Raw genomic sequence first — 14,176 nt, forward strand, 5'->3', positions numbered from 1 at the left:
CCGTCGCCGCGCACCGAGCGCTTTCTCGCGCGGGTGCACACGCCCGAGCGCGGCTGAGCACTCGCGCCGCATCCGTCCCCGCCCGTCGCCCACGCCAACCGCGTTCCGGTCGCACTTTCTGCCGTCCGGAACGCGCTCGGGCGGCAGAAACTGCGACCGGAACGGAGCAGGGACCGCGCGTCAGAGCTTGCGGCTGCGCGGTATGAGCCGGACGTCGGGGAGCGGCGGGGCCGGGATGCGCACGTCGTGACCCTCGACGGCGCCGAAGCGGGGGGATGCCGCCCCCGTCGCGGACTCCGCTTCCCACGCCTCCCGCGCCTCGACGATCTCCTCGTGTGATCGGCCGGCGAAGTTCCACCACATCACGATGTCGTCCTCGAACGGCTCACCACCCAACAGGAACAACAGGGCGCCCTCGGTGCTCGACACCTCGACGGTGTCGCGGGAGTCGCCGAGGTAGAGCAGGCCGTTGCGATCGAGCGGATGCGCGGCCACCACGGCGTCTCCCTCGACGAGCATGAGGGCGTGCTCCCAGTCGGAGCGCAGCGGCAGATGCACACGCGAGCCGGGAGCGAGCACGATCTCGGCCCCGACGATCGGGGTGTGCACCGTGGCGGGCGAGCGCACGCCGGCGAACGCGCCGAGGACCACGGTGGCTTCGGCATCCGCTCCCTCGTCGGCCGGGAGGGCGAGTGCGGGCAGTGCGGTGTGCCGTTCGAACCCGGCAGCGCCGTGGCGGGCCGAATCCGGGAGCACCACCCAGAACTGCAGTGCGTCGAGGGGGACGGGATCCTCGCCGATCGAGTACTCCGAGTGGGAGATCCCGTTGCCCGCGGTCATCAGGTTCAACTGCCCGCGGCGCAGGTCGGCGTCGCTGCCGAGCGAGTCACGATGACGGATCTCTCCGACGAGCGGCCAGGTCACGGTCTGCAGACCGATGTGCGGGTGCGGCTCGACCCGCATCTTCGTGTCAGCCGGTCCGAACCGGTCGAGGAAGCACCAGGCGCCGATCGTCGGCAGGTTGCGGTGCGGCAGAGCGCGCAGCACGTTCATGCCGCGCACCCCGCCGAGCGGCACCTCGCGGGGCTCGACGATGAGGCGGTGCTGCCCGATCATTCCGCTCGGCCCGTCGGGTCCTCGTCCGCGGACCCTCCGGTCGCCGGTCGCTGCGGCCAGCGGATCTCGGCGCCGGGGATCTCGTGCGTCTCGAGGTACTTGGCGATGTACGGGCACAGCGGCACGATCGCGTCACCGCGTCCTGCCGCATCCGCCAGCGCCTCGGCAGCGAGCTTCCCGGCCAGCCCCTGGCCTTGGAACGCCGGGTCGACCTCGGTGTGGATGAAGCGGATGGATCCGGGGCGCAGGTCGTACGCGGCGAAGCCGGCGAGCACGTCGTCCGAGCGGATCTCGTACCGCGATTCGTCGTCGTTGCGGGTCACGGTGATGTCGGTCATCGGATGCTCCTTCGAACGGTTCTCTCCAACCTACGCCCGCGTGTGGGGGGCGTCAGGTCACACCTTCTCCATCACGGCGACTCCGTGCGCATCCTCCCGGCTCTTCTTGGGGAACAGGAAGGTCAACGCCAGGAAGGCGACGAGCATGATCGCGGGCACGATGAGCGTCTGCTGATACGCCTCCGCCGGCGTTCCGGAATCGATGGCGTCGAAGAACACCGAGGCGAAGATCGCGACGCCGACCGCGCTCGCGATCGCCTGGACCGCGGTGAGAACGCCCGACGCCGAACCGATCTCGTCGTCCTTCACGGCTGCGAGGATCGTGCTGAAGAGGGCGGCGATGATCGCGCCGCCGCCGACCCCGAAGAGGGCGATGCCGGGCGCGATGGTCCAGATGCTGAAGTCGCCCGGCTGCTGCAGCTCGAACCACAGCAGACCCGCGCCCAGCAGCTGAGTCACGGCTCCGAGCTGCAGCACGGACCGCCCGATCTTCTCGGCCAGCCATGCGCCGCTGATCGCGCCTCCGACCGCCGAGCCGATCGCGAGCGGGAGGTTGCTCAACCCCGCCTCGCCCGCGCTGAAGCCGTTGCCGAGCTGTAGGAACAGCGTCAGCACGAGCTGGGTGCCCGTCAGGCTGCTGAAGAATAGCGCGATGCCCACGAGGCCGAACGTGTAGGCCCGACGGGTGAACATGGTCGCCGTCACCAGCGGCACTCCTCCTCGGGCGAGGAGCTGTCGCTGCTGCCAGCCGAAGAGGACGAAACCGGCCAGCCCCGCAGCCACGCACGCCCATGCCCACAGCGGCCAGTCCAGCTCGGGCCCGAAAGTGAGCCCGAGGACCAGGATGCCGGATGCCGCGACGATGACGGCTGCGCCGAGGACGTCGATACGGACCGCTCGGTCCCCGGAGCGTCGCGGCAGGATGCGCCAGGCGATGACCAGGGCGACGATGCCGATCGGGATGTTCACGAGGAAGACCGACCGCCATCCGAGCCCGAGGATGTCGGCCTCGATGAGTCCTCCGCCGATGATGGGGCCCAGGATGCCTCCGAGGCCCAGCGCCGGACCGAAGATGCCGAACGCGACGGCGAGCTCGGTGCCGGAGAGGTTCTCGCGCAGCAGGCCGAGGCCCTGGGGGAGCAGTAGCGCCCCGGCCGTGCCCTGGAGCAGGCGGAACGTGATCAGCAGCTCAGCCGACGGAGCGAGGGAGCAGAGCAGCGACGCGATCGTGAATGCCGTGAGTCCGAGGAGGAACATCCGCCGTCGTCCGTAGCGATCGCCGAGGCGGCCGCCCAGGACCAGCCCGGCCCCCAATGCGAGTGCGTAGCCGCCGATCACCCACTGCAGTCCCAGAGCGTTCGTGCCGAGCGACGATTCCAGCGAGGGGCCCGCGACGTTGACGATCGTGGCGTCGAGCATGTCCATGATCTCGGCCGCGAGCATCACCCCGAGGATCGCCCAGCGCCAGCGGTACGGGCCTTCGGACACGTCTGTCATGTCGTCTCAATTCTTGATTATCAATGAAATTAGCAATATGAAGTATTACCATTGGTCGCATGGATGTCAAACGGTCCGAGCACGCGACGGAAGCGGCTTCGACGTACGACCCGTCACGTCGGCACGAAGCCGGAGAGATCGACGAGAGCGACATCCGCACCCGCGTGCAGCAGCTCACGATGCGGCAGCAGCGCTTCGAGCGGTCGATCGCGAAGCGGCTCGAACTCGACGCCTCGGGTCTCGAAGTGCTGGATCACCTCATCTCCCGCGGTCCCACCACGCCGACCGAGCTGGCGCATCGCGTCGAGATCTCGACCGCGGCCATGACCCTCGTCCTCAACCGCCTCGAAGACCGCGGTCATGTGCGCCGAGACCGGCATCCCTCCGATGGCCGCAAGCTCATCGTGACCGCGTCGGAGGATGCCGCCGCCGATGCCGAAAGACTGGTGGCGCCACTCATCGGCGAGGTCGAAGCGCAGATCGCTGCCATGAGCGACGACGATCGGGCGACCGTTGCGCGGTTCCTCGACGACCTCATCCGCGCCTACGACCGGTCGACCGCGAGCTGATCCCGCCCTCGCCTGTGGAGGAAGCGCCTCCCGCGTCGGCGGGGGTCGTTACGCTGGAGGGATGCCGCAGACTCCCCGTGACCCGTACGCGGACCTGCCGTACGCCGACGAGCCCTACGACGACGGCTGGGAGTCGTCCATCCCGCCGGAGCCGATGGACTGGGAGCCGCAGGGTGCGGGCTTCGAGCCGCCGCTCGACTGGGGTCAGGGGCCGGTCACTCCGGTGGCCTCGCCTCCCGTCGCGGGCCGTGCACCCGCGGTGCGGCGGGCGACACCGAGCCGCTATCCGACCGCGCGCGAGGCGCTGCACACCGTCTTCGGATACGACGAGTTCCGCGGCGACCAGGCGGCGATCGTCGAGCAGGTCATCGCCGGCGGAGACGCCGTCGTGCTGATGCCGACCGGTGGCGGAAAGAGCATCACCTACCAGGTGCCCGCCCTCGTCCGTGAGGGCACGGGCCTCGTGATCAGCCCGCTCATCGCGCTCATGCACGACCAGGTCGATGCCCTGCGGGCCAACGGTGTGAAGGCGGCCTACCTCAACTCCACCCAGGCGATCGACGAGCGTCGCGAGGTCGAGCGGGCCTACGTCGCCGGCGAGCTCGACCTCATCTACGTCGCCCCCGAGCGTCTGTCGAACGCGCAGACCACGGCGCTGCTCCAGCGCGGAACGCTCAGCGTCATCGCGATCGACGAGGCGCACTGCGTGTCCCAGTGGGGTCACGACTTCCGTCCCGACTACCTGGCGCTCGGCGACCTGGGCGAGCGGTTCCCCGGGGTGCCGCGCATGGCGCTCACGGCGACAGCGACCGCGGCGACGCACAAGGAGATCACCGAGCGGCTGCACCTCGAGGGCGCCGCCCACTTCGTCGCGAGCTTCGACCGCCCGAACATCCAGTACCGCATCGTGCCCAAGGTCGACCCGCGCAAGCAGCTCGTCCAGTTCATCCGCTCGCAGCCGGAAGGCGCGGCAGGCATCGTCTACGCGCTCAGCCGCAAATCGGTCGAGCAGACGGCGACCTCCCTCGCCGCCCAGGGGTTCGATGCGCTGCCATACCACGCGGGTCTGCCCGCCGAGGTGCGGGCGGCCAACCAGGCGCGCTTCCTCCGTGAAGACGGCGTGGTCATGGTCGCGACCATCGCATTCGGCATGGGCATCGACAAGCCCGACGTGCGCTTCGTCGCGCACATCGATCTGCCGAAGTCGGTCGAGGGCTACTACCAGGAGACCGGTCGCGCCGGCCGCGACGGCGAGCCGTCTGTGGCGTGGATGGCGTACGGTCTGGGCGACGTCGTGCAGCAGCGCCGGCTCATCGACCAGAGCCCCGGCGACCGCACATTCAAGATGCGGATGGGACAGCACCTCGACGCGATGCTCGCGCTGTGCGAGACCGTGGAGTGCCGCAGGCAGAACCTGCTCGGGTACTTCGGCCAGGAATCGCAGCCCTGTGGCAACTGCGACACGTGCCTCGAGAACACCGAGACGTTCGACGGGCTCGTGCCCGCGCAGAAACTGCTCTCGACGATCGTGCGGCTGAAGCGTGAGCGCAATCAGGCGTTCGGTGCCGGCCACCTGATCGACATCCTCCGCGGCGCCTCGACCGAGCGCATCCGGCAGCAGGGACACGAGAAGCTCGCGACCTACGGCATCGGCAACGACCTCTCCGATCAGGACTGGCGCAGCGTCGTCCGGCAGCTCCTCGCTCGTGGCATCCTGGTCGCGCAGGGTGACTACGGCACCCTCGCTCCCGGAGAGCAGGCCGCCGGAGTGCTGCGCGGCGAGACGGCTGTACCGCTGCGCAAGGACACGATCGGGCGTCCGACCTCGTCCGGTCGGGCTCGCAAGGCCAGTGCCGCCGATGCCCTGGACGCCGGAGATCGGGGTCTGTTCGAGGCGCTGCGCACCTGGCGGGCCGAGACCGCTCGCGAGCAGGGCGTCCCCGCCTACATCGTGTTCGGGGACGCGACCCTGCGCGCGCTCGCGGAGCATCGTCCTGCCTCCCTCGCCGACCTCGACGGGATCACCGGCATCGGCGCGAAGAAACGCGAGGCGTACGGCGAGGGTGTTCTCGCGGTCATCGCCGCGGCCTGACGCGGGGCCTGAACCTCGCCGCCCGACTCCGCGCGGGCTCAGCGCGGAGACAGCACGTCGTCGAGATGTGCGCGCAGGTGGGTGGCGATGTCGAGCCGCTCCCTGTCGTACAGCCACTGGTACTGCAGTCCGTCCCACATCGCGATGAGCCACGTGGCCTCGTGCTCGGGGTCTCGATGCGCCGGCAGATCGCCGTCGATCCGGGCGAGGCGGAAGAGCTCGGTGAAGTAGTCGAGGGCGTTCGCGAACCGCATCGCGAAGTAGTCATGCGCGGGGTGGGTGGCGGGCACGGCCTCGCACGACAACACCGCATACACCTCGATCAGTCCCGGCTCGTCGCGTGCGCTGAACACGGCCCCATCGGGGATGCTGCGGAGCACCTCTCCGGCGGACGCTGCGCCCGTGAACGCCTGATTCTCGTTGATGGCGCTGTCGCGTTCGGTCAGGACGGCGCTGAGCAGCAGTTCCTTCGACGGGTAGTGGTGCAGCAGGGTCGACTTCGACACCCCGACCGCGGTCGCGATGTCCTGCAAGCTGGTGTCGCCGTAGCCGTCGCGGGCGAACAGGCGGGTCGCATCGGCGAGGATCTGCGCGCGACGACGACGGCCGACCGCATAGCCGGGATCGACGTCGGCTGCAGCGGTCGTGCGCAGTGCGGGCAGGGGGCCTGCCGGATCCGAGGCGTCCGATGAGGGCTCGTCGTCGGGGTCCCGCCACCCGAGGGGCATCGCCCACAGGTTCTCGCGCTCCTCGAGCATCTCCACCACATCGACCTGATCGGGAAGGTACTGCGACAGCAGCTGCAGCCCGTCCCACCCCGCCGTGTGCCGTACCGTCTCGCCGTCGACATCGCGATCGGCCGCGATGACGCCGTGGTGCTTCGCGTCTTCCAGGACGTCGATGCTCAGCGAGCGGAGTCGGCAGTACCGGGCGCGCATCCGCTCGTGCGCAGGGTGTCCGGGAGCAGAGGCTTCGCCCGTGAGCGCGGCGAACAGCTCGAGGTAGCCTGCGGTGCGCGCGTTCCGTTCGGCGATGCCGGAGAACACCAGCTCGCCCGGCTCGGAGGCGGCCGAGATGGCGCTGAACACGGTCTCGTTCTCGGCTTCGAGCTCGGCGACCACTTCGCCGAGCAGGTCGTCCTTCGAGGCGAAATGGCCGAGGAGCCCTGGATGGCTGACGGAGGCCGCGGTGGCGATATCGCGCAGAGACGTCGACCGGTAGCCGCGGGTGACGAACAGGTCATGTGCGGCGGTGAGGATCCGCTGGCGCGTGGCGGCAGCGCGCGCGTGCCGGGAGCCGGTCGCCGTCGTCGTCATCGCATCCTCCTTCCACATCCTATCCTCGCTCATTACCAAGCGGTCTGGTTTCAGTTACCAGGCGGTCGAGATTGGTGTATCGTCATCCCAGACCGCATCGCCCGAAGACGTGCGGTGAATCGAAAGGACTGTCATGACAGAGCTGTCATCCGCCGCCACGGCGGCCGCGGTCGGCACCACCGGGTTCAAGGCCCCCGGAACCACGCCGCCGAAGACCCCGCGCGGCTACACGCCGGGCCTCGCCGCCGTGAACTTCGGCGTCTACCTCGCCCTGCTCACCCCGGTCATGGTGTCGATGGCATTCAAGATCCAGCACATCGACCCCGTGAACACCGAGGGCAGCCTCGGACTCGTGATGGGCGTGGGCGCGATCTTCGCCCTGATCGCGAACCCCCTCGTCGGTCGACTCTCCGACCGCACCACCTCGCGCTGGGGCATGCGTCGTCCGTGGATCCTCGGCGGCGCGATCGTGGGGCTCGGCGGCTTCCTCCTCATCGGCTCGGCGACCTCCGTGTGGATGGTCCTGCTCGCCTGGTGCCTCGTGCAGACCGCGATGAACGCCGTGCTGGCCGCGGCCAACGCCACGCTGCCCGATCAGGTGCCGGTCACCAGCCGAGGCAAGGTCTCCGGCATCATCGGCATCACGACCCCGATCGGCATCCTCGCCGGCAGCTTCCTCGTGAACTTCCTCCCCGGCGACTTCGAGCGATTCGTGGTGCCCGGCGTGATCGCACTGATCCTCGTGATCGTGTTCGTCCTGATCCTCAAGGATCGCCGCCTCACCGAGAAGCCGGCCGACAAGTTCACCGTCGGCATGTTCTTCGGCTCGTTCGTGTTCAACCCGCGCAAGCACCCCGACTTCGGCTGGACCTGGCTCACCAAGTTCTTCGTGATGTTCGGCTACGCCGGTATCGCCACCTTCCTGCCGCTCTACCTCGTCACCAAGTTCGGCCTCGACGAGCAGGGCGCGGTCGGCATCATCCTGGCCGCCAACCTCGCCTCGATGGCGGCGATGGCGATCTCCTCGCCGCTGGGTGGATTCCTCTCCGACAAGATCGGCAAGCGTCGCCCCTTCGTCGCGATCGCCGGCGTGATCATGGTGGTCGGGCTGGTCATCCTCGCCGTAGCCCCCGACGTCACGACCGTCATCACCGCGCAGGCGATCATCGGTCTGGGCGCCGGGTCCTTCCTCTCGGTCGACCTGGCCCTCGCGACCGAGGTGCTGCCCAACCCCGACGACGTGGCCAAGGACCTCGGTGTGCTGAACATCGCCAACGCTCTGCCGCAGTCCATCGCCCCGGCCATCGCCCCCGGCATCATCGCCATCGGCGCAGCCACACCGCTCGGCGGCTACACCACCTGGTACCTGTTCGGCGCGGTCGTCGCGCTGGCCGGCGCCGTTCTCGTCTACCGCATCAAGGGAGTCAAGTGACCATGACCGAGACCATCACCGCACGCCCGTGGCTCGACACCGACCTCCCCGTCGACGAGCGGGTGCAGCTGCTGCTCGACGCCATGACGATCGAGGAGAAGGCGGGACTCTTCTTCCACACCATGATCGCCATCGGCGACCTCGAAGAACCGAATCCGGTCTTCGCGACCCCATCGGCCCGTGAATTCCTCGAGACCAAGCGGATGACGCACTTCAACCTGCTCGGCGCCGCGCCCACCGGCCGCGAGATCGCCGCATGGCAGAATGCGCTGCAGCGGCTGGCGGCATCCACGCGCCTCGGCATCCCGGTGACGCTGTCGACCGACCCGCGGCACTCGTTCAGCGAGAACCCCGGGGCATCGATCCTCGCCGGTCCCTTCTCGCAGTGGCCGGAGACCCTCGGTCTCGCCGCCACCCGCGACGAGGTGCTCGTTGAGCGCTTCGCCGACATCGCTCGCCAGGAGTACACGGCGGTCGGGCTGCGCGTGGCCCTGCACCCCCAGGTCGACCTCGCGACCGAGCCGCGGTGGGCGCGGCAGACGGCGACATTCGGCGAAGACGCGGAACTGTCGGGAAAGCTCGGCACCGCCTACATCCGCGGATTCCAGGGGGAGTCCTTCGGTCCCGGATCGGTGTCGACCATGACGAAGCACTTTCCCGGAGGCGGTCCGCAGAAGGACGGCGAGGACCCGCACTTCCCCTACGGCCGCGAGCAGGTCTATCCTGGCGGCGAGTTCGAGCTTCACCTGAAGCCGTTCGAAGACGCGCTCGCCGCGGGGACCCGGCAGATGATGCCGTACTACGGGATGCCCGTCGGCACGGAGTACGAGGAGGTGGGATTCGGGTTCAACAAGTCCGTGATCACCGGCCTGCTGCGTGAGCGCTACGGGTTCGACGGTCTCGTGTGCACCGACTGGGGCCTGATCAGCGACTCCGAGATCTTCGGTCAGCCCTTCCCCGCACGTGCCTGGGGTGTGGAGGATCTCACACCGCGCGAGCGCATGAAGAAGGTGCTGGAGGCCGGAGCCGACCAGTTCGGCGGCGAAGCGAACCCGGAGCTGCTGCTCGAGCTCATCGCCGACGGTGAGGTGACCGAGGAGCGACTCGACGTCTCGGCTCGCCGCATCCTGCGCGAGAAGTTCGAGCTCGGCCTGTTCGAGAGCCCGTACGTCGACGAGGACGCGGCCGACGAGATCGTCGGGCGAGCCGATTTCCGAGCCGCGGGGGAGGCCGCTCAGCGCGCCTCGATCACGGTGCTCATGAACGACGGTGCCCTGCCGTTGGCCCCCGGCCGCAAGCTCTACGTCGAGGGCGTCGACGCGACGGTCGCTGCATCGTTCGGGGAGATCGTCACGACGCCGGAGGAAGCCGACCTGGCCGTCATCCGCCTGCAGGCTCCGTTCGAAGAGCGCGAGACGATGTTCGAGAACTTCTTCCACGCGGGCTCGCTCGCGTTCTCGGACGATGTGGTCGCGCACGTCCGCGCGGTCGCCGCCGTCGTGCCGACCGTCGTCGACGTGCTCGCGGATCGTCCGCCGATCCTCACCCCGATCGTCGAGGTCGCGGCCGCGGTGACCGTGAACTGGGGGGCCTCGAGCGCCGCGCTCCTCGACGTGCTCAGCGGCGCGTTCCCCGCCCAGGGCCGGCTGCCGTTCGACCTGCCGCGGTCGATGGCCGCCGTCGAGGCCTCCCGTCCCGATGTGCCGTTCGACACCGCCGATCCGCTGTTCCGGTTCGGTCACGGGCTCTCGCTCTAGTCCGGTCGCACCGTCCGGAAGACCGCCCCGCATGCTTCGGCATGCGGGGCGGTTCGGCGTCCCGGCATCCTCTCGCCGGGAGGATCCCCGTCGCTGCACGGTCACCGCGTTTCGAATTGTCTCGCGCGAAGACGTTCACCGACGATTTCTGGACGAATGCTGGACTTCTCATTCGGGATCCCGTAAGAATGAGCGCAACATCGCTCGGCCGACAGAAGTCGACCCGTGGGGGGGCCATGTGACGCGGAAGATCGCATCACACGGGAGTAGCGAATGGAATTGCAGGAGAGGACTCTGCGGCGACGCAGAGCGGTAGGAGGAGGCATCGCCGGCGTCACCGTCGGCGCGGTGATCCTCGCGAGTGCACTGGTGCCGACGGCGGCGAACGCGCTGGACGCGGCGAATCCGAACGATCCGTCGGTCGCGCAGGGGCAGATCGTCCAATTGCCCGCCGCATTGCTCGGCGGGCTCGACATCGCGGCGCTCGGACACACGCTGACGAGCAACCCGGCGGCCCCCGGCTCTGAACTCGGCGGGCTGAACGTCGGGCTGCTCGAAGCGCTCAGCATCGACGTGGGCACGCTGAACGTGCCGCTCCTGACCGACGGCACCACGCCCGGTCTGCTGCAGCTCGGTGACCTGGGCGCCGCGCAGAGCTTCAGCTCGTCGCCGACGCAGACCCAGTCGATCGCATCGTCGGGGACGATCACCTCGGGTGGCGCCATCGACACCGGTGCCATCGACGGCAGCGTGAACCCCGGCACCCTCGAACTCACCGATCTGTTCGACCAACTCGCCGTCGCCGGACTCACCGACGCGGTGCTCGACCAGGCGTCGGTCGGTATCGGCGCGCTCGCGTCCCGCGCCGAATCGAATGCCGGAACGGTCACCTCCCAGTACCGCATCGCCGACCTGAACCTCGATCTGCACAGCAACCTGGTCGCCGGTCTCTCGGGCACACTCGCCTCCGCGATCCAGGGCACCGTCACCCCCGTGAGCGATCTCGCCGGCCCCGGCGGAGCGCTGACCGCACTCACCACGACCATCGTCAACACGATCAATGCGATTCCCGACGTGCCGCTCGTCGCGGCGTTCACCGCGACCGGAGGAACGGTCGCGATCGCCGGACTCGACACGGTCGGACAGACCGTGACCACGCAGGTGCTGCAGACACCGGTGGAGAACACGACGGGCTCGGTGCTGGTCGATCTGAACACCGGGACGGTGTCCGTCGATCTCGCCAAGATCCTCGTCGAGACCGGGGCGGGGGCCGACCTCAACTCCCTGCCGGCGAACACCCCGGTGCTGTCGGCCACGACGATCTCCGCGATCCAGCAGGGCATCACCTCCGCCCTCACCGGCACCCACCCGAACAGCCTGAACGGCAAGGTCTCCACCATCCTGAAGTCGACGTTGGACGCGCTCCAGGTGACGCTGACCGTCGGGGTCGATCTCACGGTGCCGCTCACCGGAACGCCACTGGTGTCAGGGGATGTGACGGTCAAGGGCTCGCTGGCGCAGTTCGCCGGCACCGCGACGCCGGTTCCCGTGGTCGCGACCGACATCAGCCTCGCCGGTCTCAACATCGGCGTCCTGCTGAACCCGGTGGTCGCTGCCGTCACGAATGCGGTCGCCACCACGACGGGTCCGCTCGTGAACACCGCGCTGAACAGCGTGATCCCGCTCGTGCAGCCCGCGCTCGCCGCGATCACCGGACCGGTGCTCTCGACGCTCGATCCCGTTCTGCAGGGCGTGCTGTCGCAGGTCGCGACCATCACCATCAACGAGCAGCCGGCGACAGGAGACATCCCCGGAGGGAGCTTCACCGTGCGCGCGCTCGGCGTGAATCTGCTCCCCGCGGTCGGGGGCGGGGTCTCGCTCGACCTCGGATCGTCGACGGTGAAGGCCGCGGCGGCGGCCGTCCCCGCGATCGACGCGGCCGCCACGGTCCAGGCGGGAACCGACCTCCCTGTGACGGGCTCGGGATGGCCTGCGAACACGCAGGTCACCATCCAGGTGACCACCGCCGGCGGCGGCATCGTCAACGACCCGTTGCCGGTCACGACCGATGCCAACGGCGCCTTCACCTTCGCGTACGGGATTCCGGTGGCGACGCCGCCGGGCACCGGCTACATCGTGACGGCGACCGACGGCACCAGCACGGCGACGGACACCACCGAGGTCACCGCTGCGGCAGCCATCGACGCGGCACCCGCGGTGCAGGCGGGCACGGATCTCGGTGTCTCGGGAACCAACTGGCCCGCGAACACCCAGGTGTCGGTGCAGCTGCGGGCTCCCGGCGGCGGTGCGAACATCGGTGGTCCCGAACTCGTGACCACCGACGGCTCCGGCACGTTCACGCTGGCCTATCCCGTCCCGGCGGGAACGCCGGCGGCGACCGGATACGAGGTCACGGCATCGGTCGGCGCCCAGACGGCGACCGACACCACCGAGGTGACGGCTGCGCCGGTCGCGTTGATCGACGCAGCCGCGACCGTCCAGGCGGGCACGAGCCTGCCGGTGACCGGGACGAATTGGCCGGCGAACACGCAGGTGTCGGTGCAGCTGACCGCTCCCGGCGGTGGCGCGGACATCGGCGGTCCGGAGACGGCGACCACCAACGCCTCCGGTGAGTTCACACTCGACTACCCGGTTCCCGCGTCTGCGGCGCCGGGCGCGGCGTACACCGTGACCGGGACGGCAGGAGCGGTCACCGCGATCGACACCACCGAGGTGACGGCGGCGGCGACCGTCGACGCGGCGGCGACCGTGCAGGCAGGGACGTCGCTTCCGGTCACCGGAGCGAACTGGCCGGCGAACACGCAGGTGTCGGTGCAGTTGACGGCTCCCGGCGGCGGGAACGTCGGCGGTCCGGAGACGGTAACGACGGATGTGTCCGGCGGCTTCACGCTGGACTATCCGGTGCCGGCCTCTGCGACTCCCGGAGCGGGCTACACCGTGACGGCGACCGTCGGCACCCAGACCGCGACCGACACGACCGAGGTCACGGCCGCGGCGGCCGTCGACGCAGCGGCGACGGTTCAGGCAGGAACGTCGCTTCCGGTCACGGGGACGAATTGGCCGGCGAACACGCAGGTGTCGGTGCAGCTGACCGCTCCCGGCGGTGGTGCGAACGTCGGCGGTCCGGAGACGGTGACCACCGACGGCACGGGCGGCTTCACGCTCGACTACCCGGTGCCGGCCTCTGCGACCCCCGGAGCGGGCTACACCGTGACGGCGACCGTCGGCACCCAGACCGCGACCGACACCACCGAGGTGACGGCGGCGGCCGCGATCGACGCGGCGGCGACCGTGCAGGCCGGCAGCGATCTGCCTGTCACCGGGACGAACTGGCCGGCCGACACCGAGGTGTCGGTGCAGCTGACCGCTCCCGGCGGTGCGGCCATCGGCACGCCTCGAACCGCCACGACCGGTGCTCTCGGCGGCTTCGCACTCGACTACCCGGTTCCGGCCGGCACACCCGCAGGGACCGGCTACACGGTTACGGCTTCGGTGGGTTCGCAGACGGCGACCGACACGACAGAGGTCACAGCGGCTCCGGTCGTGGTGGATGCGGCGGCGCAGGTCCCCGCGGGCACGAACCTGGCCGTCACCGGTTCCGGGTGGCCGGTGAGCTCCTCGGTGTCGTTGCAGCTGACGGCTCCGGGCGGCGGCGCCGACGTCGGCGGTCCGGTGACCGCGACCACGGATGCCTCCGGTGCCTTCACGGCGAGTTATCCGGTTCCGGCCGGCACCACGCCGGGAACGGGCTACACGCTCACGGCGACCGCGGGTGCGGTCACCGGATCGGACACCACCGAGGTGACGGCGGGCGATCCGGGCGACGTCAACACGAACGCGGCAGCCTCGGCGTCCGCCTCGGCTGACGCGACGGCAGACGGTGACCCGTCGGCTCAGGCAGCTGCGGAAGCCGCTGCCCTCGCGGATGCCACCTCCGCCGCCTCGGCGGCAGCGACGGCTGATGCCACGTCGGCGGCTCAGGCCGCGGCGACGACCGATGCCTCGACCTCCGCGACCACGGATGTGACCTCCGCGGCC

General features: G+C 69.7%; 9 protein-coding genes. 5 read left to right on the plus strand and 4 right to left on the minus strand.

Features of this window, described 5'->3' with window-relative positions:
- Nucleotides 1–180: 180 nt before the first annotated feature.
- From B2869_RS08775 to B2869_RS08785, 3 genes are read right to left on the minus strand one after another with little or no spacing between them, the layout of a single operon-like run.
- Nucleotides 181–1,116, minus strand: coding sequence for a pirin family protein (locus tag B2869_RS08775; protein ID WP_292765176.1), 936 nt, complete (start codon nucleotides 1,114–1,116; stop codon nucleotides 181–183).
- Nucleotides 1,113–1,454 (minus strand): GNAT family N-acetyltransferase, encoded by a 342-nt coding sequence (locus B2869_RS08780; RefSeq protein ID WP_029266507.1) that lies wholly within the window; start codon nucleotides 1,452–1,454, stop codon nucleotides 1,113–1,115. Before B2869_RS08780 ends, B2869_RS08775 begins: the two co-directional genes overlap by 4 nt.
- Before the next feature lie 57 nt (nucleotides 1,455–1,511).
- Entirely contained in the window at nucleotides 1,512–2,951 is a 1,440-nt protein-coding gene (locus B2869_RS08785; RefSeq protein ID WP_292765179.1) for an MFS transporter, read from the minus strand.
- Between the two features lie 59 nt (nucleotides 2,952–3,010).
- On the opposite strand from B2869_RS08785, the gene B2869_RS08790 reads away from it, so the two are divergent.
- Both B2869_RS08790 and recQ read left to right on the plus strand, forming a co-directional pair.
- On the plus strand, nucleotides 3,011–3,520 hold the full coding sequence (locus B2869_RS08790; protein ID WP_292765182.1) for a MarR family winged helix-turn-helix transcriptional regulator: 510 nt from the start codon (nucleotides 3,011–3,013) through the stop codon (nucleotides 3,518–3,520).
- Nucleotides 3,521–3,581: 61 nt separating this feature from the next.
- Nucleotides 3,582–5,612 carry a DNA helicase RecQ gene (gene recQ / locus B2869_RS08795; protein ID WP_292765185.1) on the plus strand — a complete coding sequence of 677 codons (2,031 nt, stop codon included), beginning with the start codon at nucleotides 3,582–3,584 and terminating at the stop codon, nucleotides 5,610–5,612.
- A gap of 38 nt (nucleotides 5,613–5,650) precedes the next feature.
- Here the strand turns inward: recQ and B2869_RS08800 are convergent, their stop codons facing one another.
- Nucleotides 5,651–6,928: a TetR/AcrR family transcriptional regulator gene (locus tag B2869_RS08800; protein ID WP_292765188.1), complete on the minus strand. Its 1,278-nt coding sequence runs from the start codon at nucleotides 6,926–6,928 to the stop codon at nucleotides 5,651–5,653.
- Between the two features lie 133 nt (nucleotides 6,929–7,061).
- Between B2869_RS08800 and B2869_RS08805 the strand changes: the two genes are divergently transcribed.
- From B2869_RS08805 to B2869_RS08815, 3 genes are all read left to right on the plus strand, one after another.
- Nucleotides 7,062–8,360 carry an MFS transporter gene (locus B2869_RS08805; protein ID WP_292765191.1) on the plus strand — a complete coding sequence of 433 codons (1,299 nt, stop codon included), beginning with the start codon at nucleotides 7,062–7,064 and terminating at the stop codon, nucleotides 8,358–8,360.
- Nucleotides 8,361–8,362: 2 nt separating this feature from the next.
- Nucleotides 8,363–10,117 (plus strand): glycoside hydrolase family 3 protein, encoded by a 1,755-nt coding sequence (locus B2869_RS08810; protein WP_292765193.1) that lies wholly within the window; start codon nucleotides 8,363–8,365, stop codon nucleotides 10,115–10,117.
- A gap of 273 nt (nucleotides 10,118–10,390) precedes the next feature.
- Nucleotides 10,391–14,176, plus strand: a 3,786-nt coding sequence (locus B2869_RS08815; RefSeq protein WP_292765195.1) for a choice-of-anchor G family protein, incomplete at its 3' end; no start/stop codon positions are given.

The organism is Microbacterium sp. UBA3486 (genome assembly GCF_002377845.1).
GTDB classification, from domain to species: Bacteria; Actinomycetota; Actinomycetes; order Actinomycetales; family Microbacteriaceae; genus Microbacterium; species Microbacterium maritypicum_A.

Excerpts from the sequence above, each read along its gene's own strand:
- B2869_RS08775 (WP_292765176.1), bottom strand. The coding sequence starts at position 1,116 with ATGATCGGGCAGCACCGCCTCATCGTCGAGCCCCGCGAGGTGCCGCTC.
- B2869_RS08780 (WP_029266507.1), bottom strand. The coding sequence starts at position 1,454 with ATGACCGACATCACCGTGACCCGCAACGACGACGAATCGCGGTACGAG.
- B2869_RS08785 (WP_292765179.1), bottom strand. The coding sequence starts at position 2,951 with ATGACAGACGTGTCCGAAGGCCCGTACCGCTGGCGCTGGGCGATCCTC.
- B2869_RS08790 (WP_292765182.1), top strand. The coding sequence starts at position 3,011 with ATGGATGTCAAACGGTCCGAGCACGCGACGGAAGCGGCTTCGACGTAC.
- recQ (WP_292765185.1), top strand. The coding sequence starts at position 3,582 with ATGCCGCAGACTCCCCGTGACCCGTACGCGGACCTGCCGTACGCCGAC.
- B2869_RS08800 (WP_292765188.1), bottom strand. The coding sequence starts at position 6,928 with ATGACGACGACGGCGACCGGCTCCCGGCACGCGCGCGCTGCCGCCACG.
- B2869_RS08805 (WP_292765191.1), top strand. The coding sequence starts at position 7,062 with ATGACAGAGCTGTCATCCGCCGCCACGGCGGCCGCGGTCGGCACCACC.
- B2869_RS08810 (WP_292765193.1), top strand. The coding sequence starts at position 8,363 with ATGACCGAGACCATCACCGCACGCCCGTGGCTCGACACCGACCTCCCC.